Source organism: Phyllobacterium sp. 21LDTY02-6 (genome assembly GCF_023554255.2).
GTDB lineage: Bacteria > Pseudomonadota > Alphaproteobacteria > Rhizobiales > Rhizobiaceae > Phyllobacterium.
The window spans coordinates 1,200,903-1,227,399 of sequence record NZ_JAMJWD020000001.1 but is presented as its reverse complement, the minus strand read 5'-3'; the positions used below and the strand labels follow the sequence as shown (position 1 = coordinate 1,227,399).

Sequence of the window (26,497 nt, the reverse complement as noted above, 5' to 3'; positions counted from 1 at the left end):
CATGGCCCGGCATTGCCGGACCCGGAGCTCACGCGCCGGTCGTGGTGCGATAATGCGCGATATCGCGCCCGGTCAGGCCATGCAGCAGGCCGGCGAGGCTCCCCAGGCATATGGAAGCCGCCACCAGCTGCGCCCCGCCGCGAAACGGCAGCAGCAGCAGGCAGGCCAGAAACTTGAAAAGGCGGGCGATCATGGAGCCGGGCAGACGCAGCGCCGTCTTCCACGGCCGCAGGGCAAGTTTCTTGCGCAGGGCAACGGCACAGGTATCGCGGCTGCGGCAGAATTGATAGCGAAGCGTCAGCCTGGCCAAGGGCATTGTCTCGGCGGCGATGGCCGCCGGCGCCCAACCCGTCCTCGCACCACGTCTGACCGCCTCTCTCCAGAGCTGCGAATCTTCGCCGCCGGCAAAGCCCAGCGTTTCATCGAAGCGGAGGGCGGTGCCACGGAAAAACTCGAGATTGCCGAGCCAACTGCCGGTGGCGAGGACGATCCTCGCGGCCCGTCCCTGCTTCCACAGCCGGGAGGCGCCGTGTTCCTTGGCGCGATTTCGCCGGTCGATGCCGTTCCAGACCAGTCTATGCCAGATTCCGGCAGCCGGTTCGAGCGGCAATAGCCGCACGGGTCCGCCGACAATATCCAGATCGTCCCGATCGCGCGCCGCCAGCAGATGCTCGAGCCAGTGCGTATCGACCACTTCGTCATCATCGGCGAAGAGCAGGATGTGGCAATCAGCATGAAGCGCAGCATCCAGCGCCCGATTGCGGGCGAAAGCGATACCAAGGCGAGGCTCGATCTCGTAATGAACGGCGCGTTCCGGCACCGATAGGCGAAATCTTTCGACGATATCATGCAGGTTCGCCCGAGGATTGTTCTCCACGATGGCGAAGCGCAGTTCGATACCGGGCGGAACGGCGAGTGCTGAATAGGACTTCAGCAGGCATTCGAGCATGACCGGTCGATCGCGCGTTACGGTTGCAATGCAGACGCAGCGCGGGGCGGTGGCGATTTGATTCGTCATCACGCACGCGCCCTCTGCCGCGCGGGGCGGAAACAGGCATCGATCCGGGCACAGGATCGACGCTCGGCCGACCGTCGCAAGGAGCAGCCTTGGCGCAGGTAGATCAGGCGCAGGAGGGATGTGGCGCAGAGCCATTGCGCGGGATCACTATCCCGGCACTTCAGATTGAAAAGGGACATTTAAAATTAACTCGTTGAAATAAAAGATAAAAATCAGTTCAGATGAAATAGGCAGGCAAAAATGCGAAAAACTTGCAGAATGCAGACAGCTAAGCGGAAGACAAAAAAAATGCAAGGCTTTCGCCTTGCATTTAAAGATCGCGTCTGACCCAGTCCACTTGCGTGGCGGCTGCGGAAAACCGCGCCAGGGTCACATCCTCCCAAGACTTTGACCGCGTAGGAAAGCGGAAATATTCTCACTTTCTCCTTATGATTAAAAAAATAGCGGAGTGCCTCCGAAATGTCACGAAAAATATTCGGAAACGTCATTTTTTGATTAGGATTTTAGCAACGGCGATTCACTGGCTTCGCCCAACTGGCAAAGATCGATGGTTGCGGGTTTCCAATCCACCCGTAAGCCAGTAATAAATACCGACTTTGCACTTGGTTTTGCCTGATTCTTCAAGCAATTCAGGCTTCACACAATTCTGGTGATTCTCAATGCGGCTTTCCCGTTACTTTCTGCCCATCCTCAAAGAAAACCCCAAGGAGGCAGAAATTGTCTCGCACCGGCTGATGCTCCGCGCCGGCCTCATCCGCCAGGAGTCGGCGGGCATCTATGCGTGGCTGCCGGCGGGGCTGCGCATCCTCAACAAGGTCAGCGCGATCATCCGCGAGGAGCAGAATCGTTCGGGCGCGATCGAGCTGCTGATGCCGACCATACAATCGGCCGATCTCTGGCGCGAAAGCGGCCGCTACGACGCCTATGGCGACGAGATGCTCCGCATCAAGGATCGCGGCGAGCGCGACATGCTCTACGGGCCGACCAATGAAGAGATGATCACCGAGATATTCCGCTCTTATGTCAAGTCTTACAAGGACTTGCCGCTGAATCTTTATCATATTCAATGGAAGTTCCGCGACGAGCGCCGGCCGCGTTTCGGTGTCATGCGCTCGCGCGAATTCCTGATGAAGGACGCCTATTCGTTCGATCTGGATTTCGAGGGCGCGAAGGCCGCCTATAACAGGATGTTCGTGGCCTATCTGCGCACCTTCTCCAGACTGGGGATCAAGGTCATTCCGATGCGTGCCGATACCGGGCCCATCGGCGGCGATCTCAGCCATGAGTTCATCATTCTCGCCGAGACCGGCGAAAGCCAGGTCTTCTGCGATCGCGCCTATCTGGAAATGGCGGTTCCGGGCCCCGATACGGATTTCGACGACGATGCCGGGATCGCCAGCATCGTCGCCCGCTGGACCGCACCCTATGCCGCCACCGACGAAATGCACGACGAAGTGGCCTGGGCCAAGGTCGACGCCGGCGAGCAGCTTGCCGCCCGCGGCATTGAAGTCGGCCACATCTTCCATTTCGGCACCAAATATTCGGAACCGATGGGCGCGAAGGTCACCGGGCCGGACGGCAAGGAATATCCGGTGTCGATGGGCTCCTATGGCATCGGCCCCTCGCGCGTCATAGCCGCGATCATCGAGGCTTCGCATGACGAGAATGGCATCATCTGGCCGCAGGCCGTGGCGCCTTTCGGTGCCGGCATCATCAACATGAAGCCCGGCGACGAAGCCTGCGATGCCGTTTCGCAGAAAGTCTACGACGCCCTGACGAAAGCCGGCCTGGACCCGCTTCTCGACGATACGGACGAGCGCCCGGGTTCGAAATTCGCGACGATGGATCTTATCGGCCTGCCGACGCAGGTCATCATCGGGCCGCGCGGCGTTGCTGCCGGCGAGATAGAGATCAAGGACCGTGCCACGGGCAACCGCGAGACGCTGACGATAGAAGCCGCCATCAACAAGCTGGCCGGGCCGGCAGATTTTCAGGCAGGAACTCTATGACCGCAAAAGACGAGGCCGCTCCGACCGGCTCGAGGGCCTTTTCGGCCTATGAACGAATGATCGCGTGGCGATATTTGCGCGCCCGTCGGAAAGAGACGTTCATCTCGGTCATCGCCGGCTTTTCCTTCACCGGGATCATGCTGGGCGTTGCGACGCTCATCATCGTCATGGCGGTGATGAACGGCTTTCGCAGCGAGCTGCTGACGCGGATACTCGGCATAAACGGCCATGTGATCATGCAGCCGATGGACAGGCCGCTCGACGATTTCGACGCGGCGATCAAGCGGATCGACGGAGTGCAGGGCGTTTCCTTCGCCATTCCGGTCGTCGAGGGCCAGGTTCTGGCCACCGGCAATGCCGGGGCAGGGTCGGGCGCGCTCGTTCGTGGCCTGCGCGAGGAAGATATCGCCAAGCTGCAACTTGTCGCCAAGAATGTGCGCCAGGGCACTTTCCAGGGCTTCAACAGCGCCGGAGGCGTCGCCATCGGCACGCGCATGGCGGAAAACATGGGTCTCGGGCTGGGCGACTCGCTTACGCTGATCTCGCCGGATGGCGACGTCACGCCGCTCGGCGTCGGCCCCAGGATGAAGTCCTATCCCGTGACCGCGATCTTCGAAGTCGGCATGTCGGAATATGATTCGTCTATCGTCCTGATGCCGCTTGAAGAGGCGCAGACCTATTTCAACCAGGAGGGCAAGGTCCAATCCCTCGAGATCTTCGTCGACAATCCCGATGCGGTCGATTCGATCAAGAAGCCGATCGAGGATGCCGCCCAGCGCTCGGTTATGTTGACCGACTGGCGTCAGCGCAACCAGACCTTCTTCTCGGCGCTTCAGGTGGAGCGCAACGTCATGTTCATGATCCTGACGCTCATCGTGCTCGTCGCCGCGCTCAATATCATTTCGGGGCTGATCATGCTGGTCAAGGACAAGGGGCACGACATCGCGATCCTGCGGACGATGGGGGCGACGCGAAACTCGATCCTGCGCATATTCCTGATGACGGGCGCCGCCATCGGCGTCACCGGAACCATCGCCGGCGTCATTCTCGGCGTCGTCGTCTGCCTGAACGTGGAGCGGATAAGGCAGTTCTTCTCATGGTTGTCCGGTACGACATTGTTCAACCCAGAGCTTTACTTCCTCAGCACATTGCCGGCCAAGATGGATTTCAACGAGACGTTCAGCGTCATCCTGATGGCGCTTGTGCTGTCGTTTCTGGCCACTCTTTTTCCGGCATGGCGGGCGGCCAAGCTCGATCCCGTCGAAGCGCTGAGGTATGAATAGATGAGTGCTGCACCCATCCTGCAGCTGACGGGCGTCGGCCGCCGCTATGACGAGATCGGCCGCGAGCTGATCATCCTCGACGAGGCGAATTTTTCACTGGGTCGCGGCGAGATGGTTGCGCTTGTCGCCCCTTCGGGCGCCGGCAAATCCACCCTGCTGCACACGGCCGGCCTGCTTGAGCGCCCCGACAGCGGCGACGTCCTGCTCGACGGCCGTTCATGCGGCGCGCTGTCCGATGACGAGCGCACGGCCATTCGCCGCAATGATGTCGGCTTCGTCTACCAGTTCCACCATCTCTTGCCGGAGTTCACGGCGCTGGAGAACGTGATGATGCCGCAGATGATTCGCGGCATGTCGCCTTCCATCGCCTCCGAGCGGGCGCAGCAGCTTTTGGACTACATGAAGGTCGGCGCCCGGGCGTCGCATCGGCCGAGCGAACTTTCCGGCGGCGAGCAGCAACGCGTCGCCATCGCGCGCGCCGTCGCCAATGCGCCGCTGGTGCTGCTGGCCGACGAGCCGACGGGCAATCTCGACCCGGTGACATCGTCCTATGTGTTCGAGGCTCTCGAAGCGCTCGTGCGTCAATCCGGCCTGTCGGCGATGATAGCGACGCATAATCACGAGCTCGCGCGCCGCATGGATCGCCGCGTGACGTTGAAGAACGGCAAGATAATAAATCTCTGAACAGACCGGCGCGTTTACCTTTTGAAAACCATTAGGGCGCGGTGGCGGATAAACAGGCTTGACGAGAGAACAAAAATAGAACAAAACAGAGACACAACGACAACGAAGAAGGGTTTATACCATGAACGAACTTTTCCAGGACGTTATGTCATTCGTTACTGTCAGCCTGTTCATAGCGACATTCGCCATGTGGGTGAGCGTCATTTGATGAAAGCCAATAACGGTGCCGGCCGTCTTCCGTCATCGTTCTCCACCGGAGATGCGGCGTACCGGCCGGAAAGCTGTGGACACCGGTTTAGCCATGCGGAACTATAGGGCCGGGCGGTAGAATCGAGTTCTCCGTTCAATTCTCGGAGATTGATCGTGGCTGACGGACAGATTGGTATGGACGTGTCGAAGAGCGCATTGCGCTTTGTGCACCTCAGGGTTCACTCGGCCTATTCGCTGCTTGAAGGCGCGTTGCAGGTTCCGAAGGTCATAGACCTCGCGGTCAAGAATGCTGCTCCGGCGATTGCAATCACCGATACGAACAATCTCTTCGGCGCACTCGAATTCGCGCAGAAGGGTTCCAAGGCCGGGTTGCAGCCCATCATTGGCTGCCAGCTGGACATCGCCTTTCACGATCAGAGCGAGGAGAGCCGCAGCGTCAACAGGCGCGAGGCATTGGGGCTGGCCCCGATCGTTCTGCTGGCGGCGACGGAGACGGGCTATGCCAATCTCGTGCGGCTGGTCAGCCGCGCCTATCTGGAGACCGTCAGCGGCGATCCGGTGCATATCCGCTGCGACTGGCTGGTTGGCGCGACCGAAGGCCTGATAGCACTGACCGGCGGGCCGGAAGGTCCCATCGCCAAGGCGATCAGGGATGATCGCACCGACAGAGCGCGCCAGCGGCTCGTCAGCCTGAAATCGCTGTTCGGCGACCGGCTTTATGTCGAACTGCAGCGGCACCGGGGTTATGACCGCGCGCTGGAGGCGGCCCAGGTCGAGCTTGCCTATGCGCTGGAACTGCCGCTGGTTGCGACGAATGACGTGTTCTTCTCCATGAGCGCCGATTACGATGCGCATGATGCCTTGCTCGCCATCGCATCCGGCTCGCTGCTTTCGATCGACGATCGCAGGCGGCTGACGCCCGATCACTACCTGAAGAGCGAGGCGGAGATGGTCGAGCTTTTCGCCGATCTGCCCGAGGCCATCGACAATACCGTCGAGATCGCGCTGCGCTGTTCATACTACCCGAAGAATCGCGCGCCCATTCTGCCGCGCTTCACCGGCGAAAGCGCCGATCCGGACGCTGCACTCGAGGCGGAGGCGGAGGAGTTGGCGCGGCAGGCTCGCGAGGGGCTGGCGCATCGGCTGGAGACGCTGGGGCTCGCCGAGGGCCACACGCCGGAAGGTTACGCGCAGCGCCTGGAATATGAAATCTCGGTGATAACCCGCATGAAATATCCGGGCTATTTCCTTATCGTCTCGGACTTCATCAAATGGGCGAAGGCCCATGACATCCCGGTCGGCCCGGGCCGTGGTTCCGGCGCCGGTTCGCTTGTCGCCTATGCCCTGACGATTACCGACGTCGATCCGCTGCGTTTCTCGCTGCTGTTCGAGCGCTTTCTCAACCCCGACCGCGTCTCGATGCCGGATTTCGACATCGACTTCTGCCAGGACCGGCGCGATGAGGTCATCCGCTATGTGCAGGGCAAGTATGGCAGGGACCAGGTCGCCCAGATCATCACCTTTGGAACGCTGCAGGCCCGCGCAGTCCTGCGCGATGTCGGGCGCGTTCTCGAAATGCCCTATGGCCAGGTCGATCGCCTGACCAAGATGGTGCCGGCCAACCCGGCCAATCCAGTGACGCTTTCCAAGGCCATCGAGGACGAACCGCGGCTGCGCGAGGAGCGGGACAAGGAACCGGTCGTCGAACGGCTGCTGGATATCGCCCTGAAGCTCGAAGGGCTTTACAGGCACGCCTCGACCCATGCCGCCGGCATCGTCATCGGCGACCGCCCCCTGTCCGAGCTGGTGCCGATGTATCGCGATCCGCGGTCGGACATGCCTGTCACGCAGTTCAACATGAAGATGGTCGAGGAGGCGGGGCTGGTCAAGTTCGACTTCCTTGGCCTGAAGACGCTGACCGTGCTGCAGACGGCGGTCAATCTTGTGAAGCGGCGCGGCATTTCGGTCGATCTGTCGAACCTGCCGCTGGACGACAGGCTGACCTATGAAATGCTGTCGCGCGGCGAGACGGTCGGCGTGTTCCAGGTTGAAAGCACGGGCATGCGCAAGGCCCTGATCGGCATGAAGCCCGATCGGATCGAGGACATCATCGCGCTCGTCGCGCTTTATCGCCCGGGCCCGATGGAGAATATCCCGACCTATAATGCCCGCAAGAATGGCGAGGAGGAGATGGCGTCGATCCATCCCAAGATCGACCATCTGGTCAAGGAAACGCAGGGCGTCATCATCTACCAGGAACAGGTGATGCAGATCGCGCAGGAAATGTCCGGCTATACGCTGGGCGAAGCCGATCTTCTGCGCCGCGCCATGGGCAAGAAGATCCGCTCCGAGATGGACCTGCAGCGCGTGCGTTTCGTCGATGGCGCGGTCGAGCGTGGCGTGACCAAGCCGCAGGCCAATTTCATCTTCGATCTGCTGGCCAAATTCGCCGATTACGGCTTCAACAAGTCGCATGCCGCGGCCTATGCCATCGTCTCGTTCCAGACCGCCTATATGAAGGCGCATTTCCCGGTCGAGTTCCTCGCCGCGTCGATGACTTACGATATGTCCAATACGGACAAGCTCAACGATTTCCGGCGCGAGGCGGTTCGCCTCGGCATCGAGGTCGTGCCGCCGTCGGTCAATACGTCCTATCGGCTGTTCGAGGTGGGCGAGAACCGGATCTTCTATTCTCTTGCGGCCATCAAGGGCGTCGGCGAGGCGGCCGTTGATCACATCGTCGAGAAGCGCGGCGCCACGCCCTATGCCAGCCTGGAGGATTTCTGCGAGCGGATAGACCCGCGTGTCGTCAACCGGCGGGTCTTCGAAAGCCTCATCAATGTCGGTGCGTTCGATTGCTTCGGTCGCGACCGCCCCGCGCTCATTGCCGGCCTTGACCGCATCATCGGCCATGCGCAGAGGACGCAGGAAGACAGCATCAGCGGGCAGGCGGATATTTTCGGCGCAATGGCCGGTGCGGGTTCGCAGGCGATACAGCTCCCCGCCGCCGCGCCATGGCTTTCCTCGGAGAAGCTCCGCCGCGAATTCGAGGCAGCGGGCTTCTACCTGTCGGCGCACCCGCTCGATGAATATCGGCCGATCCTGGAGAAGATGCGGGTCCAGAACTGGGCCGACTTTTCCGCGGCGGTCAAGCGCGGCGCCAATGCCGGGCGTCTCGCCGGCACCATCACGGCCAAGCAGGAGCGCAAGACCAAGACCGGCAACAAGATGGGGATCATCCAGTTCTCCGACGCATCCGGCCAGTTCGAAGCGGTGCTTTTCTCCGAGGCGCTCAATCAATTCCGCGACCTGCTGGAGCCCGGCCGTTCCGTGGTCGTTACCGTCGGCGCCGAAGATCGTCCCGAGGGCATAAGCCTGCGCATCCAGACGGCGCAATCGCTCGAGGACGAGGCAACGCGCATGCAGAAGTCGTTGCGCCTCTATATGCGCAACAGCACGCCGCTCAGTGCCCTCAGCCCCTATCTGGCGCCGCAGAATGACGGCCAGGTCGTCAGCCTTATCCTGATCAAGGAGAATGGCGCCAATGAAGTGGAGATAGAGTTGCCCAACCGCTACCGCGTCGGTCCGCAGGTGGCGAGTGCAATGAAGGCCATTCCCGGCATAATTGAAGTCGAAATGGCCTGACGGCCGGCGCGTCAGTCGATCTCGTCGGGAATATCCGGGCGCCGCCGCTTCATCTTGCCGAAAGTATAGCCGGTCTCCACGGCATCATTGCCGAATTTCAATCGCAGCTTGTCCATGGCCGTTTCGGCCACGGCGCGTTTCGTCCCCTGTATATCGACGAGATCGAGCGGGTCGGCGCGGCCGTCATCGGCAAGGTCGCTGACCCCGATGCCGATCAGCCGGAAGCGCGTGCCGTCGATCTCCTTCACCAGCAGCGAATAGCCGGTGCGGAAAATGCGGTCCGCCAGTTGCGTCGGATCGGCCAGTTGGCGATTGCGCGTCCGCAGCTTGAAATCCTTCGATTTGAGCTTCAGGACGACCGTCCGCCCGGCAATGTCGGCTGCCTTCAGCCGGCGCGCCACCTTTTCCGAGAGCGAGCGCAGGATCGGCGTCAGTTCCTCGAGCGTAGCGATATCCTCGTTGAACGTCGTCTCGGCGGACACGCTCTTGCTCTCGCCGTCGGGCTCGACCTTTCGTTCGTCGAGACCCCTTGAAAGCCGGTAGAGGCGCTGGCCCATGGTGCCATAGGCGCGCATCAAAGGCCCTTGTTCCATGGTTTGCAGCTGGCCGATGGTGCGGATGCCATCACGTTCCAGCGATGCGGCGAAGGCCTTGCCGACGCCCCAGATCATCGTCACCGGCTTGTCGTGGAGGAAGGCGACGGCTTCGTCGCGGCCGATGATCGAGAACCCGCGCGGCTTGTTGAGGTCCGAAGCGATCTTGGCGAGGAACTTGCAGTAGGACAGGCCGATCGACACCGTCACCCCGACTTCCCGTTCGATCCGGTCGGCAAACTGCGCCATCACCCGTGCCGGCGGATCATGATGCAGCCGCTCCGTGCCCGAAAGATCGAGGAAGGCCTCGTCGATCGACAACGGCTCGACCAATGGCGTGAGGTCGCGCATCAACTGCCGGATCTGGCGCCCGACGCGCACATATTTCTCCATGTCCGGTTTTATGACCACGGCGTCCGGACAGGCTTCGAGAGCCTTGAACATCGGCATTGCAGACTTGACACCATGGATGCGCGCAATGTAGCAAGCTGTTGAAACAACGCCACGTTTCCCGCCGCCGATAATCACCGGCCTGTCGCGCAGTTCCGGGTTGTCACGCTTCTCGACCGAAGCATAGAACGCGTCGCAATCCACATGCGCAATGTTGAGGCTGTAAAGTTCGTCATGGCGCAGCAGCCGCGGACTGCCGCATTTGTGGCAGCGGCGCGACGCCGTCGTCTGTAGCGTCAGGCAGTCCCGGCAGAAACCGAAGTTCGGGGCATTCAGATTGACCATGGTGCGCAACGGAACATAGGATGAACGTGATGCACACTACCGAAGCGGAAACACGCTTGCAATGCGCGTCGCGTCGCTGTGCACCGTTCAATCGGGCACTGCGCCGCCAGGGAGCAGGAAAAGCGCTTCACGGAAGTGGCGCGGATCGGTGTTCGTGTCCTCGCAATAGCGCACCAGTGTCGGCTCATGCGCAAGATAGAACTGCAGCACGCCGGCGAGAAACCCGGGCTCGCCCGCTGCCACGCGGATCTGGTCGGCGGTAATGCCCGTCAATGCGAGAAATCGCGGCATCAGTTCCTGGTCGCCGGCAAGATATACCAGGGCGTCGATTGCAAGCGTCTGTGCTTCGTCGAGCGTTATAGTTTTCATCGTCCACGCCAATATTGATCCCGGCCAGTCGTACAGCGATTCTCGGCGGATTGGAGACAATAAGTCTGCGATTGTGAGCCGATTGGAACAGGCGGCCCACGGTATGGTGTTGAACATGTTGAAAAGAAGATGTTGAATAATGCTTGGTTAAACATGATCGACAGCATTTGGCGGGTTGGGCCAAGAGTTTTCTTTTCATCAATCATCAGCCGTTATTCCAGAGGCAACCAGGATTGCCAGCACTGCCCGGACAGGGTCGATCGCCGCTTCTGCGCAAATGAGTGAAATGGGAAATTGCCTATGGTGAAGAAAGTCATGATCGTCGAAGACAATGAGCTGAACATGAAGCTCTTTCGCGATCTCATCGAGGCCAGCGGCTATGAAACCATTCGCACGCGCAACGGGCTGGAGGCGCTCGATCTTGCCAGGGAACATCGCCCCGACCTGATATTGATGGATATTCAATTGCCGGAAGTATCGGGACTCGAGGTAACGAAATGGCTGAAAGCCGATGATGATCTGCACACGATACCGATCATCGCCGTGACCGCCTTCGCCATGAAGGGGGACGAGGAGCGTATTCGCCAGGGAGGGTGCGAAGCCTATATTTCGAAACCCATCTCCGTTCCGAAATTCATCGAAACCATCAAATCCTATCTCGGCGATGCATGATCCGCTCCGGAGAAACCTGCCATGACGGCCCGCATACTTGTCGTTGACGATGTTCCTGCAAATGTCAGGCTTCTCGAAGCGCGACTGAGCGCCGAATTTTATGATGTCGTGTCGGCCACCAATGGCTATGAGGCGCTCGAGATCTGTGAAAACGGCAATATCGACGTGATCCTTCTCGATGTCATGATGCCCGGGCTCGACGGTTTCGAGGTTTGCCGCAGGCTGAAATCGCGGCCGGCCACGGCCCATATTCCCGTCATTCTCGTCACGGCGCTCGATCAGGAGGCCGACAGGATCACCGGCCTCAACTTCGGCGCGGAAGATTTCCTCAGCAAGCCCGTCAACGATCTGCAGCTGCTGGCGCGGGTGAAAAGCCTGGTGCGGCTGAAGAACCTGACCGACGAGCTGCGCCTGCGCGTCGCGACGACCCGCGATGCGGGGCTCGAATCGCTTCTCAATACGCCGGCCGAGATTTCCGGCCGCGAGGCGCGCATTCTGCTGATCGACGAGCGGCCCGAAATCATCGCCCGATTGCAGGAAGTGCTGGCGCCGGAAGCGCGGGTGGAAGTGCAGGGCGATCCGCAGACCGGGTTCTTCGATGCGGCACAGGGCAATTTTGATTGCCTCTTCATCGCATCGAGCCTTTCAAACCACGATCCGCTGCGCATATGCGCGCAATTGCGTTCCCTGGACAATACCCGTTCGCTGCCGATCGTCCTGATGGCCGAACTCGGCGAGGAGCCTCTCATCCGCCGTGCGCTGGATCTCGGCATAAGCGATTATCTCGTGCAGCCATTCCGCTCCGACGAGCTGATTGCCCGCCTGCGCACGCAGCTGCGCCGCAAGGCCTATCATGACGGCCTGCGGGCCAGCGTCGTCAAGAGCTACGAGATGGCCGTCACGGACAGCCTTACGGGGCTGCATAACAGGCTCTATCTCGAAACCCACCTTTCCAGCCTGTTCAAGCGTGCCGCCGAGCGCAAGCGGCCCTTGTCGGTGCTCATGATCGATATAGACCGCTTCAAGATGATCAACGACACGTTCGGGCATGATTGCGGCGATGAAGTCCTGCGCGAATTCGCGCGCCGGCTGCGCAGGAATGTTCGCGGCAGCGATCTCGCCAGCCGCTATGGCGGGGAGGAGTTCTTCATCGTCATGCCGGATACCGATGCGGCGATGGCATCGATCGTCGCCGAGCGAATCAGGCGGGAGACGGCGTCGACGCCGTTCACCATCGACCAGGATGGTATCGGCGTGCCCGTCACCATCAGCATCGGCATTGCCAGCATCCACACCGGCGCCGACAGCGTCCAGGCGCTGCTGAAGCGCGCGGACGTGGCGCTGTACGAAGCCAAGGCGGCCGGGCGAAACCGGGTGGTCTCGGCCGCAGCCTGACGCGAATATAAAAAGCCCGGCACAAATAAAAATGCCGCCCGGAGGCGGCAGTTTTAAGCGGTGGAAACCAGATTACTTGATCTTGGTTTCCTTGAATTCTACGTGCTTGCGCGCGACCGGATCGTACTTGCGGAAAGACAGCTTTTCCGTCTTCGTACGGCTGTTCTTGCTTGTGACATAGAAGAAACCGGTGTCAGCAGTAGACAGAAGCTTGATTTTGATATTCGCAGCCTTAGCCATTTTCAGGTTACCTGTTCTGATTATTGAGGACCGCTATTCAAGTCCAGCAGTGTGGCTATAAGCGGGAATTCGGTCGGACACATAAACCAACCCGGTGAAAAGTCAAGCCTCGGCTCGACACAAAGGCGGCATCAGCCGTGCCGCCTGAGCAATCTGCCGCCGACGAGCAGGGCATAGGCGGCAAAGAAGACCGCAAGACTGATGGCAAAGCCGCCGGGGCCCATCAGGTCCATTCCGATGCCGATTGCCTGGGGTCCGACAAGCATGCCGATGGCATAGCAGAAGACGAAGGCGGCATTGGCCGAGGCAAGCTCGCGCCCGGTGAGCTGGGAGCCGAGATGCGCCAGCCCGACCGTGTAGAGGCCGGCCACGGCGCCGCCCCATACGAAGAGCAGTGCCGCCACCAGATACCAGTTGAGATAGATGAAGGGCAGGAGGCACATGCCGGCAAGACCGATGACGCTGCAGGCAAGCAGCAATTTGCGCCGGTCCTTCACATGATCGCTCAGGAGGCCGATCGGGATCTGCATCAGCACATTGCCAAGCCCGATCGTCGTCAGCAGCAGCGCGGCATTGGCCTCCGTATAGCCGATGCGGGCGCCAAAGACCGGGAAGAGGGCAAAGCCGCCCGTTTCCACGGCGCCGAAGACGAAGACCGCCGCCGTGGCCGTCGGCACCGCCCAGATGAAGGGCGCGAAGGGCACATGCTCCTCCTCATGGAAATCCGGACTGTCGTTCCAGGCGAACATGACCGGCACCATGGCGAGGATGATAATGGCGAAACCGACGGCAAACGGCATGATTCCACTGCTGCCGATATGCGCGAAGAGCCAGGGGCCAAGGGCGAAGCCCATGGAGAGCACCGTGCCGTAAATGCCGAGGACGAGACCGCGCCGTTCGGGTGGCGCAGCGGCATTGATCCAGTATTCGGACAGGATGAAGAGCATGGTCAGCGCGAAATGCAGGAATATGCGCAGGATGACCCAGACCCAGAACTGGGTGAAGAAGTGGAAGCCGAAGAAGGAAAGCCCGCCGATCAGCAGCATGATCAGCAAGGTGGGGACGACGCCCAGCCGCGCGGCGATCGGCGCCGCGAAAGGCGCGGCGATGATCGATGCCACGCCGGCCACGGCGGCGTTCAGCCCGATCATGGTGGCCGAGTGGCCGCGGCTTTCGAGAATGACGCTGAGGAGAGGAATGCCGAGGCCGATCGCGACGCCGACGGCGCTGATCGTGGCGATGGCTGCGACGAGTGCGCGCCAGTGAGTGCGAACCCGTGTCTGGTCCGGCTGGGATCGCGAGGCATCCATGATCTAAATGACCTCTCGCACGAAGCGCCCATGTTTCATGCCGTATTGCACCAGCGCATTGCCGGGCGCCAGCTCAGGATTGTCCTGGAGCAGCGCTCGCGCTTCGCCGATGATCATGCGGGTGATATTCGGAATGTCGAGGGCTGTGGCCTCGTCGAATGTCGGCCAGGCGAGTTCCTCGAGTTCCTGCGCCGGACCCGTGATGGCGGGAAGCCTGTCGGCGATGGATTCGGCAAATGCCAGGAAGAACCGCGTATCGAAGCGCCGCGATCCTCCGGGCGGTGTCGTGGCGCGGGCGAAATAGCGCAGTGCCGACAGATCCGGTGCGATGCCACGCTCGGCGAAGGCGGTCCAATCGTCGAATGCCGGCCAGCGGCCGGCGTCGCTGCGGCGGCCCATGATCAATCCGGCTTCCTCATAGGTCTCCCGGATTGCGGCCAGTGCCACGGCGCGGCAACGTGCGAGCGTGCCGCGTGCGCCCATTCCACCGAGAAGCTTGCGCTGGTCATGATCGCTCAATTCGGCGAAAGCGGGCACTTTTCCATCGCTGGGCTCGACCCTTCCGCCCGGGAATACGAACTTTCCGGGCATGAATACGTGCCGCATGTGCCGTTTGCCCATGAGGACCCGCCAATCCTTGCCGGAGCGATCGACGATGAGGAGCGACGCCGCATCGCGCGGACGCACGCGAACCGTCTTGGCAGTTACCCCCGATGTCGTGAAATTGCTCAGCTTGTTCAGGCTCATGATCAATGTTTCGAAGCGTGAGGATCAGTGCTCTCGCCGAAACCATGCATATAATTGGCCCATTGCAGGCCGATGACAGCACCCTTGACCGGCTGGAGCAGTCCGATCGACATGATGATCGTCAGCGGCACCCAGATGGCAAGATGCGCCCAGTTGGACATGACGAACAGCGTCTCGGCGGCCAGAAAGCCGGCGAGAACGATGTGGCCGACGATCGTGATCGTTATATAGGCCGGGAAATCATCGGCCTGCTGATGCGTATAATCTTCACCGCAGACGGAACAATGATCCACCGATTTGACGAACGAACGGAAAAGCCGGCCCTCGCCGCAATGGGGGCAGCGGCCGAGGAAGCCGCGCCACATCGAGCGGCCGACCGGGCGGCTGGGTCGGGCCGGGGCCACGCCCATTCCGGAAAACTGATTCGTCATCTTCTACCTTTTCTTCCGTTGCGACCGGCGCCGGAGAATCGTTTCTGACCGCCGGCCCGCCTGGCCTTGTGGTGCGATCGAACGCCTGCCGGTACCGCATGCGGCTCGGACAGCATCTCGAAGCGCAACGCACCCGCCACGGGCAGAGCTTCCACCAGACGGACCTCCACCACATCACCCAGACGGAAGCCCTTGCCGCTTCGCTCGCCGGAAATGGTGTGGTTGGCCTCGTCATAGAAATAGTATTCATCGCCCAAGGTTGAAATGGGAATGAAGCCATCGGCGCCATATGTCGCAAGCGAGACGAAAAGCCCGGCCTTCGTCACGCCCTGTATGCGCCCTTCGAACGTGCTGCCGACGCGTTCGGCGAGGTGATGGGCGATGAGCCTGTCGATCGTGTCGCGCTCCGCCGCCATCGCCCGTCTTTCAGCGGCGGAAATGAGCGCGGCTGTTTCAGCCAGGACCTCCTCCTCGCGCGGGGTGATGCCATCGGAGCCGAGCCCGAGCGCCGCGATCAGCGCGCGGTGGACGATCAGATCCGCATAGCGCCGGATCGGCGAGGTAAAATGCGCGTAATGATGAAGATTGAGGCCGAAATGGCCGATATTGGCCGGATTGTATTCGGCCTGCGACTGGGAGCGAAGCACGACCTGGTTTACCAGTTCCTGCTGTTCGCTGCCTTCGACCCGCTTCAGGATGTGGTTGAACTGGTCGGGCCGCAGCTGCGCGCCGCGAGCAAGCGAAATATCGAGCGTGCGCAGGAATTCGCGCAATATCTCCTGCTTCGCAAGCGACGGCGCATCGTGAATCCGGTAGATCAGCGGCTGCTTCTTTCGCTCCAGCGTCTCGGCTGCCGAAACATTCGCCTGGATCATGAACTCTTCGATCAGCTTGTGCGCATCGAGCCGGGGCGGGATGTAGACCTTGTCCACCTTGCCGTCGGCGTCGAGCAGGATCTTCTTCTCCGGCAGGTCGAGTTCGAGCGGCTCGCGGGCATCGCGGCCCCGCTTCAGGACCGCATAGGCGTCCCAGAGCGGCCGGAGGATCGTCGCAAGGATGGCGCTCGTCTTCTCGTCCGGTGCGCCGTCTATCGCCGCCTGGGCCTGGCCATAGGAAAGCCGCGCATGCGAGCGCATCATGATGCGATGGAAACTGTGCGAGATTTTCCTGCCTTCGGCATTGAACCGCATGCGCACCGCCAGGGCAGGGCGATCCACCAGTTCCTTCAGGGAGCAGAGGTCGTTCGAGATGCGCTCCGGCAGCATGGGTACGACCCGGTCCGGGAAATAGACCGAATTGCCGCGTTCGAGCGCCTCGCGGTCGAGGTGGGAGCCGGGCGTGACATAGGCCGCCACATCCGCGATCGCCACGGTCGCAACCACGCCGCCGGGATTGCCTTCGTCACTGTCGGGCTCCGCATAGACGGCGTCGTCATGATCCTTGGCGTCGGCAGGATCGATGGTGACAAGCGGCAGGTCCCGCCAATCTTCCCTCTTCGCCATCGCCGCCGGCTTCGCCGCCTCGGCCTCCGCCAGCACTGCCTCGGGAAAGACATGCGGAATCTCATGTTCGTGGATCGCGATCATCGACAGCGCTTTTTCGCTGGATACGGAACCCACGACCTGGCTGATGCGGCCGAGCGCCAATCCATGCCGGCTGGGCTTGCTGATTTCGACCTCCACGAGGTCGTTCGGCTTGGCATTGTTCAGCTGGCTCGGGTCGATGACGATCTCCGCCTGACGGCGTTCCACCGGCTCAAGCCGCCATTCGCCCGTTTCGAGACGGCGCAGCACGCCGAGAATATTGTCACGGCGATGTTCGATCCGCTTGATGATGCGGGCGGTATATTCCGGTCCCGAGGGATCGGCGCCGCGGAAGATGCGCGCCAGGACCCGGTCGCCGACGCCCGCCGTCACTGCCCTGGAACTGCGTGATGCACGGATGAAAACGACGGGTGCAGGCGTGTCGTCATGGGACGGCCATTCGGCCGGCCGGGCGATCAACCCGCCATCGCTGTCGCGTCCCGTCACGTCGAGGACGGCGACGCTCGGCAGGCTGCCCGGCATGGCAAGGCGTTTGGAGCGCTTTTCGATAAGGCCGTCATCCGCAAGATCGCGCAGCACGGCCTTGAGGCCGATGCGCGCATCGCCTTTAAGGTTGAACGCCTTGGCTATGTCGCGCTTGCTCGACAGGTCCGGGTTCTCCCGGATGAATTCCATGATCTCTTCGCGGCTCGGCATGCGGATTTCGCGGGCCGGGGCAGAATTGTCTGGCCGCTTCTTTCCGCTTTTCGGTGGAGATATACGGCGTGCCAATTTCGTACCCTAACTTGCTTTCTTTGCCGCTGCCTTTTTTGGAGCCGCTTTCTTGGCGGCCGGCTTCTTGGCAGTTGCAGTCTTCTTCGCGGCAGGTTTCCTGGCGCTCTTGCTGCCGGCCTTCTCCGAGATGAGCGCCAGCGCCTCCTCGACGGTAACGGCAGCCGGATCCTTGCCCTTGGGTAATGTCGCGTTGACCTTGCCCCAATTGACATAGGGACCGTACCGGCCATCCCGCACCGTGATCGCGCCACCGTCCGGGTGATCGCCAAGCTGCTTCAGCGCTGCCGGCGTGCCGCCGCCGCGGCGCGGGCCCTTGGAGAGCTTGTCGGCCAGAACGGTGACGGCGCGATTGATGCCGATCGAGAACACATCCTCGATGCTGTCGACATTCGCATAGGCCCCGTCATGGGTAATATAAGGGCCATAGCGACCTATTCCAGCGGCGATCATCTTGCCGGTTTCGGGATGCTGGCCCACATCGCGCGGCAGTGAAAGCAATGCCAGCGCCTTTTCATGATCCATGCCGTCGACGGTCCAACCTTTCGGCAGGCTGGCGCGCTTGGCTTCCTTGCCGTCGCCGCGCTGGACATAGGGACCAAATCGGCCGTTGCGGACGCTGATCTCCTCGTCGGTATAGGGATCCTTGCCGAGAACCTTCGGCTCGTCGCCATTGCCGCCATTTTCACTGGCCGTCTCGCTACCGCCGAGCTGGCGGGTGAACTTGCAGTCCGGATAATTCGAGCAGCCGACGAAGGCGCCGTATTTGCCGAGTTTCAGCGACAGGGTACCGGTGCCGCAGACCTGGCATATGCGGGGATCGCCGCCATCTTCGCGCGGCGGAAATACGAGTGGCCCGAGACTTTCATTGAGCGCGTCCAGCACATTCGTGACGCGCAGCTCCTTGATGCCATCGACCGATCCGAAGAAATCCGTCCAGAAATCGCGCAGGACGTCCTTCCATTTCAGCTTGCCGTCGGAAATCTCGTCGAGCTTTTCCTCCAGTCCGGCCGTGAAATCATATTCGACATAGCGCGGGAAGAAGTTTTCGAGAAACGCCGTGACCAGGCGACCCTTGGCCGCCGGAATGAGCTTGCGCTTTTCGATGCTGACATATTCGCGGTCGCGCAGCGTCGCCAGCGTCGCCGCATAGGTCGACGGGCGACCGATGCCGAGCTCTTCCATCTTCTTGATCAGCGTCGCTTCGGAATAGCGGGGAGGCGGCTCCGTCGAATGCTGCTCCGTATCGATCTTCTCGCGCGCAAGGTTCTCGCCGGCGCGGATTTCCGGCAGCCTTGCGCCGTCCTCGTCCGTGTCTTCCTCTTCGCGATGGTCCGTATAGGCGCCGAGGAATCCGTCAAAGCGCACCACCGAGCCCGTTGCACGAAGCTGCGCCGACTGCGAGCCGTTCACAGCGTCGATCTCGACCGTCGTCCGCTCGATATCGGCGGCCTGCATCTGGCTGGCGATCGCCCTTTTCCAGATCAGTTCATAAAGTCGAGCCTGGTCGGCATCGAGGAATTTGCGCACATCCTTGGGATGACGGTTGAAGTCCGTCGGGCGAATGGCTTCGTGCGCCTCCTGGGCGTTCTTTGCCTTCGTCGCGTAGTAGCGCGGCTTTTCCGGGACGTATTTCTCGCCGAAGACCTTGCCTATCGTCTGGCGGGCTGCCTGCACCGCCTCAGGCGCCATCTGCACGCCGTCGGTACGCATATAGGTGATGAGACCTGCCGTCTCGCCGCCAAGATCCATGCCCTCGTAGAGCCGCTGCGCGACCTGCATCGTGCGCGAGGCCGAAAAACCGAGCTGGCCGGATGCGGCCTGCTGCAAGGTCGAGGTGGTGAAGGGCGGCCCGGGATTGCGCTTCGTCGGCTTGGCCTCGACGCTCGCCGCCTTGAACGCAGCGCCGTCAAGCATGGCCTTGATCTGGCCGGCCTGTTCGGCGTTCTTGATGTCGAGCTTCGCCAGCTTCTTGCCGTCCACCGATACGAGGCGGGCGGTGAAACTGTCATTGCGCAAGGTCTTGAGCAGGGCCGCGACGGTCCAATATTCCTCGCGGACAAACCGCTCGATCTCGGCCTCGCGGTCGGAAACGAGCCTCAGCGCCACCGATTGCACCCGTCCGGCCGAACGTGCGCCGGGGAGCTTGCGCCAGAGAACGGGCGAGAGCGTGAAGCCGAACAGATAGTCGAGCGCCCGCCGCGCCAGATAGGCATCGACCAGCGGCATATCGATATCGCGCGGATTCGACATCGCCTCGAGCACAGCGCCCTTGGTGATGGCGTTGAATACGACGCGCTGCACCGGCTTCTTGCCGATCGCCTTCTTCTGCTGCAATACCTCGAGAACATGCCAGGAAATGGCTTCTCCCTCGCGATCCGGATCGGTTGCGAGGATGAGGCCGTCGCTGTCCTTGAGCGCCTTTACAATGTCGCCAAGGCGCTTGGACGAGGCGGAATCCACCTCCCAGGACATCGAAAAATCATCATCGGGACGAACCGAGCCATCCTTTGCCGGCAGATCCCGAACATGCCCAAACGACGCCAGGACCTTGTAACCGGAACCCAGATATTTGTTGATTGTTTTGGCCTTGGCGGGCGATTCGACGACGACGACATTCATTACGAGATTATACTTTCCTGCCTTTGCCACAGCGCAAAAGCACTTCTTCCATTACGAAACAGCCCTGTGAAATGAACAGGCCACGGCATCACGTCAAGGTCTGTAAGCGAAAAATCGTTAAATACAACCTACAGTTGCTCGCAGGTAATATGCAATTGATGGTATTTAATTGCGAGTCAAGATCAAGGGGGAGGTTGGACCCGAACTGGAAACGCTGCCTTATATCATTGAAAAACAGCGGCTTAAACAAACGATTTGATAAATGCCAATTTCACGGCATGGCCTTTATATAAGAACAATTTTCTAATTCAAGTTAATTTGGAGATCAATTTATGGGAAATGACCCGGTCAACCAGAAAAATTCCATCGACAATGTCCGGTATATTCAACAATTACTTGGTGAGCTGCGCGCCATTGCACGGGCCAGCCAAAAGGAGATGTTGGCCTATCTTATCGAGATTGCCTACATCGAAAGTTGTGACGAGTTGCGCAAGGATCTTGAAGACCGCAACTCAACCATAAGAAAGAGAAACTAGCCCTCCCGAGTGCCGTACAAGGCGTCCGGCGAGGTCGAGTTCCAGAAGAATCAACATTACGGCGGAAGGATGCAACCCGCTCGTGCGGACCAGATCGTCCAGATCCACAGCGACCGGGCCGAGGAGGGTGATGAGCCTGTCCCTGTCGGTTTCATCGGGCGGCGGCACCACCGCAAAATCCGCTGCCGGCGCCAGCAGCTCGGCTTGATCCACCAGCGGTCGCTCGCTGAGCGGCGTGACCGCTTCGATGATATCGGCGGTCTCCGTAGCCACGATCGCTCCATTCTTCAAAAGCTGGTTCGCCCCCTTCGCCCTCGGATCGAGAGGCGAGCCGGGCACGGCGAAGACCAGCCGGCCCATTTCCGAGGCGAGGCGGGCGCTGATCAATGAACCGGACCGTTCAGCCGCCTCGACCACGACCAGCCCGAGGGCAAGTGCCGCGATGATGCGGTTGCGCCGCGGGAAATCCCTGGCGCGCGGTTCCCAGCCGAACGGCATCTCGCTGATCACCGCGCCGTTGCGCGCAGGAATGGCGTTAAACAGTTCGATATTCTCCGGCGGATAGGGATGGTCGAGCCCGCCGGCCATGACCGCCACGGTTCCATGCTCGATGCTTGCATGATGGGCGGCCGTATCGATGCCGCGGGCGAGGCCGGATATGACCGCGAAACCGGCTTCGCCGAGCTCCCTGGCAAAAGTGCGCGCGATCTTGATTCCCACCATGGAGGCATTGCGGGCCCCGACAATGGCCACGGCAGGCGCCCGGAAAACCGCCGGATCGCCCTTGATCGCCACCACGGGCGGCGGATTGTCGGCCTGGCGGAGGTAGAGCGGATAGTCCGGCTCGCCGATGCAGGTGAAACAGGCGCCCATTCGAGCGGCGAGCGCGAGTTCGCGCTCCACTTGTTCTACGCTGGCGACCCGTATCTGCCGCTTGCCGCCGCCGCGCCGCACCAGTTCGGGCAACATGGAGATGGCGTCGGCGGCCGTGCCGCAATGGGCGATCAGGTCGCGAAATGTGGCTGGTCCGACATTCTCGCTGCGGATGAGGCGCAGCCAGTTCAGTCGTTGCATGTCAGAAAGGCGGATGCCCTTCCTGGCTTCATTCATCCCTTCGCCCCGATCTTGCCTTCCGTACCGGAAACAAGACGTCGAATATTGGCGCGATGCTTCATGAAAACGATAATCGTAAGGATGAAAAACAATAGTGAAATGGATTTTTGGTCGATCAGATAGAGCGCGACCGGAACAACGACCGACGCGACGAGGGCGGCAAGCGACGAGTAGCGCGTCACGAAGGCGACGAGCAGCCACGCTGCCGCGAAGATCAAGGCGACAGGCCAGTAGAGGCCCAGCAACACGCCGAGATAGGTGGCGACGCCCTTTCCGCCCTTGAATTTCAGCCATATCGGAAAGATATGGCCGAGAAAGGCGCCAAGGCCGGCAAGAAGGGCGTAGTCACCGCCCCAATGGCCGGCGATCAGCACAGCCGCCGTGCCCTTGAACATGTCCAGCAGCAATGTCGCGGCGGCGAGCTTCTTGTTGCCGGTGCGCAGGACGTTGGTGGCTCCGATATTGCCGGAACCGATGCTGCGAACATCGCCGAGGCCGGCGATGCGGGTGAGGATGAGACCGAACGGGATCGAGCCGAGCAGATAGCCGAACAGGAGCGCGAGCAGCAAAAGCATGCGGTTGCTCTCGTCGCTGAACAATCCCAACATGGAAATTCCCCCGATGGCCAAAAGTGCTAGATGCTGAACACGGATTGCCCGGCAACGAATGTCTGTAGAACCCGGCCCTGGAACCGCGCACCTTCAAAGCAGGTGTTCTTGGAACGCGACCGCAATCCTTCTTCCGTCACAATCCATGGTTCGTCAAGATCGACTATGGTCATATCCGCCTTGGCGCCGGGGCGCAGCGAACCACCCTCTATGCCGAATATCCGCGCCGGGGCGGTGGACATGGCGTCGATGATGCGCAGCAAGGGCACGTCGCCATTATGATAGAGGCGCAACGCCGCCGCGAGCATGGTCTCCAGCCCGATGGCACCGGCCGCCGCATCGGCAAAGGGCAGCCGCTTCGTATCGACATCCTGCGGATCATGAGCGGAAACGATGATGTCGATCGTACCGTCGCGCAGGGCTTCGACCATTGCCAGCCGATCCTCCTCGAGCCGCAATGGCGGCTGCAGCCGGAAGAACGTCCGGAACTCGCCGACATCATTTTCGTTCAAAGACAAATGGTTGATGGAGCTTGCTGAAGTAACGTTCAAGCCGAGCTCCTTGCCTCGGCGTATGACGTCGGCCGACATGGACGTCGATATCTGGGCCGCGTGGTAGGCGCCCTTGGTCAGCGCAGCGAGCCGCATGTCGCGTTCCAGCGGAATGACCTCGGCCTCGCGCGGCGTGCCGGAAAGTCCGAGCCAGCTTGCGAACAGCCCCTCGTTCATCACGCCATCGGCACCGAGATGAGGATCGCGCGGCTCCTGGCAGAGCACGACGCCATAATCACGGGCGTAGGTAAGGGCGCGCCGCAGGAGCTGCGTATTGTTGATCGAATGCTTGCCCTCGGAGATCGCGACGGCGCCGGCCTCCTTCAGCAGGCCGATCTCGGTCATTTCCTCGCCCTTCAGGCCACGGGTGGCGGCGGCAGCGGGATAGACGTTGATGACGGCCGTATCGCGCGCCGTGCGCTTGACGAATTCGACCAGCGCCACATTGTCGATGACGGGATCGGTGTCGGGCATCATGATGACGGAGGTCACGCCGCCCGCCGCCGCGGCATGGCTTGCGGAGGCGATGGTTTCGCGGTGTTCCGCACCGGGTTCGCCGATGAATACGCGGGCGTCTACCAAGCCTGGAAGAATGGTCTTGCCGGAGCAGTCGACGATTTCGGCCCCCTCCGGCGTGCCCTGGTTCCGCGCATCCGCGCCGCTGGCGACGATCTGGCCGCCGTCGATGATGATGGTGCCGGTCTCGTCGATGTCCCGGGAAGGATCGACGATGCGGGCATTGGTGAAAACCTTGACGCTCATCCGGCCACTCCCGCAGGGTTGCGGCGAAGATCGAGCAACGCCTCCATCACGGCCATGCGCACGGCAACGCCCATTTCGACCTGTTCCTGAATAGCGCTCTGCGAACCGTCGGCGACCTCGGACGAGATCTCGACGCCGCGATTCATCGGTCCCGGGTGCATGACAAGAGCATCCGGCTTGGCATAGCGCAGCTTTTCGCTGTCGAGACCGTGATAACGGAAATATTCGCGCACCGAGGGAACGAAGGATCCCGCCATGCGCTCGCGCTGCAGGCGCAGCATCATGACGACGTCGGCGTCCTTCAACCCCTCCTGCATGTCGTGATGCACCTCGGCGCCCATTTGCGCGATGCCCGATGGCAGCAGCGTGGACGGCGCCACGACGCGAACCCGCGCGCCGAGAGCGTTGAGAAGAATGATGTTCGACCTCGCCACGCGCGAATGAAGGACGTCGCCGCAAATGGCGACGATCAGCCGCTCGACCTTGCCCTTGGCGCGCCGAATGGTCAGTGCGTCGAGCAACGCCTGTGTCGGGTGTTCATGGGCGCCATCGCCGGCATTGATCACCGAACATCCGACCTTCTGCGCCAGCAATGCCGCCGCGCCGGCGGAAGAATGGCGGATCACCAGCACGTCCGGCCGCATGGCATTGAGCGTCATCGCCGTATCGATCAGCGTTTCGCCCTTCTTCACGGATGAATTGCCGACGGACATGTTCATGACGTCGGCTCCGAGCCGTTTGCCGGCGAGCTCGAAGGATGATTGCGTCCGGGTCGAGGCTTCGAAGAACAGATTGATCTGGGTCCGCCCCCGCAGCACCGTCTTCTTCTTCTCGGACTGGCGCGAAACGGCAATTTCGCCGTCTGCCAGATCAAGCAATTGAACGATATCTTGCGCGGAAAGACCCTTGATGCCAAGCAGATGGCGGTGGGGAAACAGGGGAGAGGCGGGTTCTGATGTCATATCAAGTCTCCCCTATAAGCGTCATGGCCCCATGCTGCAAGCGCGTGCTGCCAATGTCCACCTAAATCCGCCGATCGTCATCCTGCCGTCAGTGCACCTCGGCCGCAAGTATGGCTTCGGTGCGGATTTCCTCGGTGAGGTCGAGGCGCAGCCGCGAAAATTCGGGGCTGGCCTTGATCGTATAGTGGCGCGGATGCGCCAGCGGCACCGGCGTTATCGACTTCACTCGCCCCGGCCGTGCCGACATGGTGACCACATGGGATGCCATGAAGATCGCTTCCTCGATGTCGTGGGTGACGAAGATCACGGTCTTCTGTTCGCGTTCCCATATGCCCAGCAGCAATTCCTGCATCAATCCGCGTGTCTGGTTGTCGAGCGCGCCGAACGGCTCGTCCAGCAGCAGGATCTTCGGGTCGTTGGCCAATGCCCGGGCGATTGCGGTTCTTTGCTGCATGCCGCCCGACAATTGCTTGGGCCAGTGATGCTCGAAACCCTTGAGGCCAACCTTTTCGATATAGGAGGCGACGATTTCCCGCCGATCCCTGTCGCGCACGCCGCGCTCCCGCAGGCCGAAGCCGATATTCTGCTCCACCGTGAGCCATGGGAACAGCGTATAGGACTGGAAGACCACGCCGCGATCCGCGCCTGGCCCACGCACCGCAGTGCCGTCCAGCGTGACGGTGCCGGTCGTCGGGGTGTCGAGGCCGGCGATGATCCGCAGGAGCGTCGACTTTCCGCAGCCGGATGGACCGAGTATGGAGACGAAATCATTGTGTTCGACGGTCAGGTCCGTCGGTTGCAGCGCCTGCGTCGGCTGCCCGCCATGGCTTCCCGGAAAGACGCGGCTGACGCCCTTTATGATGAGCCTGCTCATGCGAGCCTCCAGGCAAAGAGCCAGCGATTGACCGATTTGAACAGGAAGTCGGAGATCAGCCCGATGATGCCGATGATGATGATGCCGAAAATGATCTGGCCGGTGGCGAGCAGTGCCTGGCTGTTGATGATCATATAGCCGATGCCGGAGGACGCGCCGATCATTTCGGCGACGATCACATAGGTCCAGGCCCAGCCGAGAACCAGCCGCAGCGTCTCGGCTATGTCAGGTGCATTGGCGGGTATCAGCACGCGGTTGACGATGCCGCGATCATTGGCCCCGAGCGTATAGGCGGCCTCGACCAGATCGCGGCGTGTATTGCCGACGGCGACGGCGACCATCAGGACGATCTGGAAGACCGCGCCGATGAAGATCACCAGCAGCTTCTGCATTTCGCCGATGCCGGCCCAGAGTATGAGCAGCGGCACGAAGGCCGATGCGGGCAGGTAGCGGGCAAATGACACGAATGGTTCGAGCAGCGCTTCGATGGGCTTGTAGGCGCCCATGGCTATTCCAAGCGGCACCGCAACGATTGCGGCGATGAGAAAGCCGCCGACGACACGCCAGATCGTCATGCCGATATCGTAGAGGAAGTTCTGCTCGAACAGGAGAAACCAGCCGTCGCGCAGCATGGTCAGCGGATCGGCGAGAAATGTGCTCGACACGAAACCGCCAAAAGTTGCAAGCGACCAGGCGCCGACGAACAGGACGAAGAACAATATACCGAGCAGGGTGCGGGCGCGCGAACCGATCGGTTGGAGAGGATGGGGCATATTATGTCCGGATTTGAACGGGAGACCACCGCAAGGCGGC

At 61.1% G+C, this 26,497-nt stretch carries 22 protein-coding genes; 7 read left to right on the top strand and 15 right to left on the bottom strand.

Annotated elements, in window-relative coordinates:
* Positions 1 to 28: 28 nt before the first annotated feature.
* Positions 29 to 1,018 carry a glycosyltransferase family 2 protein gene (locus M8997_RS05930; RefSeq protein ID WP_250018645.1) on the bottom strand — a complete coding sequence of 330 codons (990 nt, stop codon included), beginning with the start codon at positions 1,016 to 1,018 and terminating at the stop codon, positions 29 to 31.
* 659 nt (positions 1,019 to 1,677) lie between these two features.
* Here M8997_RS05930 and proS point away from each other — a divergent pair.
* From proS to dnaE, 4 genes are all read left to right on the top strand, one after another.
* Positions 1,678 to 3,027: a proline--tRNA ligase gene (gene proS / locus M8997_RS05925; protein WP_250018646.1), complete on the top strand. Its 1,350-nt coding sequence runs from the start codon at positions 1,678 to 1,680 to the stop codon at positions 3,025 to 3,027.
* Positions 3,024 to 4,310 carry a lipoprotein-releasing ABC transporter permease subunit gene (locus tag M8997_RS05920; RefSeq protein ID WP_250018647.1) on the top strand — a complete coding sequence of 429 codons (1,287 nt, stop codon included), beginning with the start codon at positions 3,024 to 3,026 and terminating at the stop codon, positions 4,308 to 4,310. Before proS ends, M8997_RS05920 begins: the two co-directional genes overlap by 4 nt.
* Positions 4,311 to 4,994, top strand: coding sequence for an ABC transporter ATP-binding protein (locus M8997_RS05915; protein ID WP_250018648.1), 684 nt, complete (start codon positions 4,311 to 4,313; stop codon positions 4,992 to 4,994).
* A 384-nt stretch (positions 4,995 to 5,378) separates the two neighbouring features.
* Positions 5,379 to 8,849: a DNA polymerase III subunit alpha gene (gene dnaE, locus M8997_RS05910; protein WP_250018767.1), complete on the top strand. Its 3,471-nt coding sequence runs from the start codon at positions 5,379 to 5,381 to the stop codon at positions 8,847 to 8,849.
* Between the two features lie 11 nt (positions 8,850 to 8,860).
* Here dnaE and M8997_RS05905 read toward each other — a convergent pair whose 3' ends face one another.
* Both M8997_RS05905 and M8997_RS05900 read right to left on the bottom strand, forming a co-directional pair.
* A complete protein-coding gene (locus M8997_RS05905; protein WP_250018649.1) occupies positions 8,861 to 10,177 on the bottom strand; it encodes a DNA polymerase IV in 1,317 nt (438 codons plus the stop codon).
* A gap of 87 nt (positions 10,178 to 10,264) precedes the next feature.
* Positions 10,265 to 10,546: a DUF3572 domain-containing protein gene (locus tag M8997_RS05900; protein WP_250018650.1), complete on the bottom strand. Its 282-nt coding sequence runs from the start codon at positions 10,544 to 10,546 to the stop codon at positions 10,265 to 10,267.
* Positions 10,547 to 10,846: 300 nt separating this feature from the next.
* On the opposite strand from M8997_RS05900, the gene M8997_RS05895 reads away from it, so the two are divergent.
* The gene (locus M8997_RS05895) at positions 10,847 to 11,218 is read left to right on the top strand and encodes a response regulator (protein ID WP_250018651.1); all 372 of its coding nucleotides are present in this window, start codon (positions 10,847 to 10,849) and stop codon (positions 11,216 to 11,218) included.
* A gap of 21 nt (positions 11,219 to 11,239) precedes the next feature.
* Complete coding sequence (locus tag M8997_RS05890; RefSeq protein ID WP_250018652.1) at positions 11,240 to 12,613, top strand: PleD family two-component system response regulator; 1,374 nt, start codon at positions 11,240 to 11,242, stop codon at positions 12,611 to 12,613.
* A 72-nt stretch (positions 12,614 to 12,685) separates the two neighbouring features.
* On the opposite strand, the gene rpmG is transcribed toward M8997_RS05890, so the two are convergent.
* From rpmG to topA, 6 genes are all read right to left on the bottom strand, one after another.
* On the bottom strand, positions 12,686 to 12,853 hold the full coding sequence (gene rpmG, locus M8997_RS05885) for a 50S ribosomal protein L33 (RefSeq protein ID WP_250018653.1): 168 nt from the start codon (positions 12,851 to 12,853) through the stop codon (positions 12,686 to 12,688).
* 131 nt (positions 12,854 to 12,984) lie between these two features.
* Positions 12,985 to 14,163 carry an MFS transporter gene (locus tag M8997_RS05880; protein ID WP_250018654.1) on the bottom strand — a complete coding sequence of 393 codons (1,179 nt, stop codon included), beginning with the start codon at positions 14,161 to 14,163 and terminating at the stop codon, positions 12,985 to 12,987.
* 3 nt (positions 14,164 to 14,166) lie between these two features.
* Positions 14,167 to 14,910: an NUDIX hydrolase gene (locus M8997_RS05875; protein ID WP_250018655.1), complete on the bottom strand. Its 744-nt coding sequence runs from the start codon at positions 14,908 to 14,910 to the stop codon at positions 14,167 to 14,169.
* Between the two features lie 2 nt (positions 14,911 to 14,912).
* On the bottom strand, positions 14,913 to 15,341 hold the full coding sequence (locus M8997_RS05870) for a DUF983 domain-containing protein (protein WP_250018656.1): 429 nt from the start codon (positions 15,339 to 15,341) through the stop codon (positions 14,913 to 14,915).
* Positions 15,338 to 17,656 carry a ribonuclease R gene (gene rnr, locus M8997_RS05865; RefSeq protein WP_371929496.1) on the bottom strand — a complete coding sequence of 773 codons (2,319 nt, stop codon included), beginning with the start codon at positions 17,654 to 17,656 and terminating at the stop codon, positions 15,338 to 15,340. Before rnr ends, M8997_RS05870 begins: the two co-directional genes overlap by 4 nt.
* Before the next feature lie 9 nt (positions 17,657 to 17,665).
* Complete coding sequence (gene topA / locus M8997_RS05860) at positions 17,666 to 20,278, bottom strand: type I DNA topoisomerase (RefSeq protein WP_250018658.1); 2,613 nt, start codon at positions 20,276 to 20,278, stop codon at positions 17,666 to 17,668.
* Positions 20,279 to 20,610: 332 nt separating this feature from the next.
* Between topA and M8997_RS05855 the strand changes: the two genes are divergently transcribed.
* Positions 20,611 to 20,814 carry a hypothetical protein gene (locus M8997_RS05855; RefSeq protein ID WP_250018659.1) on the top strand — a complete coding sequence of 68 codons (204 nt, stop codon included), beginning with the start codon at positions 20,611 to 20,613 and terminating at the stop codon, positions 20,812 to 20,814.
* Here M8997_RS05855 and dprA read toward each other — a convergent pair.
* The 6 genes from dprA to M8997_RS05825 form a co-directional block, all read right to left on the bottom strand.
* Complete coding sequence (gene dprA / locus M8997_RS05850; RefSeq protein WP_250018660.1) at positions 20,791 to 21,924, bottom strand: DNA-processing protein DprA; 1,134 nt, start codon at positions 21,922 to 21,924, stop codon at positions 20,791 to 20,793. The two genes, M8997_RS05855 and dprA, sit on opposite strands and share 24 nt — an antisense overlap.
* Positions 21,921 to 22,535, bottom strand: a complete 615-nt coding sequence (gene plsY / locus M8997_RS05845; RefSeq protein ID WP_250018661.1) for a glycerol-3-phosphate 1-O-acyltransferase PlsY — start codon at positions 22,533 to 22,535, stop codon at positions 21,921 to 21,923. Before plsY ends, dprA begins: the two co-directional genes overlap by 4 nt.
* Before the next feature lie 26 nt (positions 22,536 to 22,561).
* Complete coding sequence (locus M8997_RS05840; protein ID WP_250018662.1) at positions 22,562 to 23,848, bottom strand: dihydroorotase; 1,287 nt, start codon at positions 23,846 to 23,848, stop codon at positions 22,562 to 22,564.
* On the bottom strand, positions 23,845 to 24,810 hold the full coding sequence (locus M8997_RS05835; protein ID WP_250018663.1) for an aspartate carbamoyltransferase catalytic subunit: 966 nt from the start codon (positions 24,808 to 24,810) through the stop codon (positions 23,845 to 23,847). Before M8997_RS05835 ends, M8997_RS05840 begins: the two co-directional genes overlap by 4 nt.
* An 88-nt stretch (positions 24,811 to 24,898) precedes the next feature.
* Positions 24,899 to 25,684, bottom strand: a complete 786-nt coding sequence (locus M8997_RS05830; protein ID WP_250018664.1) for an ABC transporter ATP-binding protein — start codon at positions 25,682 to 25,684, stop codon at positions 24,899 to 24,901.
* Positions 25,681 to 26,457: an ABC transporter permease gene (locus tag M8997_RS05825; RefSeq protein ID WP_250018665.1), complete on the bottom strand. Its 777-nt coding sequence runs from the start codon at positions 26,455 to 26,457 to the stop codon at positions 25,681 to 25,683. Before M8997_RS05825 ends, M8997_RS05830 begins: the two co-directional genes overlap by 4 nt.
* Positions 26,458 to 26,497 lie beyond the last annotated feature (40 nt).

Excerpts from the sequence above, each read along its gene's own strand:
- M8997_RS05930 (WP_250018645.1), bottom strand. The coding sequence starts at position 1,018 with ATGACGAATCAAATCGCCACCGCCCCGCGCTGCGTCTGCATTGCAACC.
- proS (WP_250018646.1), top strand. The coding sequence starts at position 1,678 with ATGCGGCTTTCCCGTTACTTTCTGCCCATCCTCAAAGAAAACCCCAAG.
- M8997_RS05920 (WP_250018647.1), top strand. The coding sequence starts at position 3,024 with ATGACCGCAAAAGACGAGGCCGCTCCGACCGGCTCGAGGGCCTTTTCG.
- M8997_RS05915 (WP_250018648.1), top strand. The coding sequence starts at position 4,311 with ATGAGTGCTGCACCCATCCTGCAGCTGACGGGCGTCGGCCGCCGCTAT.
- dnaE (WP_250018767.1), top strand. The coding sequence starts at position 5,379 with ATGGACGTGTCGAAGAGCGCATTGCGCTTTGTGCACCTCAGGGTTCAC.
- M8997_RS05905 (WP_250018649.1), bottom strand. The coding sequence starts at position 10,177 with ATGGTCAATCTGAATGCCCCGAACTTCGGTTTCTGCCGGGACTGCCTG.
- M8997_RS05900 (WP_250018650.1), bottom strand. The coding sequence starts at position 10,546 with ATGAAAACTATAACGCTCGACGAAGCACAGACGCTTGCAATCGACGCC.
- M8997_RS05895 (WP_250018651.1), top strand. The coding sequence starts at position 10,847 with ATGGTGAAGAAAGTCATGATCGTCGAAGACAATGAGCTGAACATGAAG.
- M8997_RS05890 (WP_250018652.1), top strand. The coding sequence starts at position 11,240 with ATGACGGCCCGCATACTTGTCGTTGACGATGTTCCTGCAAATGTCAGG.
- rpmG (WP_250018653.1), bottom strand. The coding sequence starts at position 12,853 with ATGGCTAAGGCTGCGAATATCAAAATCAAGCTTCTGTCTACTGCTGAC.
- M8997_RS05880 (WP_250018654.1), bottom strand. The coding sequence starts at position 14,163 with ATGGATGCCTCGCGATCCCAGCCGGACCAGACACGGGTTCGCACTCAC.
- M8997_RS05875 (WP_250018655.1), bottom strand. The coding sequence starts at position 14,910 with ATGAGCCTGAACAAGCTGAGCAATTTCACGACATCGGGGGTAACTGCC.
- M8997_RS05870 (WP_250018656.1), bottom strand. The coding sequence starts at position 15,341 with ATGACGAATCAGTTTTCCGGAATGGGCGTGGCCCCGGCCCGACCCAGC.
- topA (WP_250018658.1), bottom strand. The coding sequence starts at position 20,278 with ATGAATGTCGTCGTCGTCGAATCGCCCGCCAAGGCCAAAACAATCAAC.
- M8997_RS05855 (WP_250018659.1), top strand. The coding sequence starts at position 20,611 with ATGGGAAATGACCCGGTCAACCAGAAAAATTCCATCGACAATGTCCGG.
- dprA (WP_250018660.1), bottom strand. The coding sequence starts at position 21,924 with ATGAATGAAGCCAGGAAGGGCATCCGCCTTTCTGACATGCAACGACTG.
- plsY (WP_250018661.1), bottom strand. The coding sequence starts at position 22,535 with ATGTTGGGATTGTTCAGCGACGAGAGCAACCGCATGCTTTTGCTGCTC.
- M8997_RS05840 (WP_250018662.1), bottom strand. The coding sequence starts at position 23,848 with ATGAGCGTCAAGGTTTTCACCAATGCCCGCATCGTCGATCCTTCCCGG.
- M8997_RS05835 (WP_250018663.1), bottom strand. The coding sequence starts at position 24,810 with ATGACATCAGAACCCGCCTCTCCCCTGTTTCCCCACCGCCATCTGCTT.
- M8997_RS05830 (WP_250018664.1), bottom strand. The coding sequence starts at position 25,684 with ATGAGCAGGCTCATCATAAAGGGCGTCAGCCGCGTCTTTCCGGGAAGC.
- M8997_RS05825 (WP_250018665.1), bottom strand. The coding sequence starts at position 26,457 with ATGCCCCATCCTCTCCAACCGATCGGTTCGCGCGCCCGCACCCTGCTC.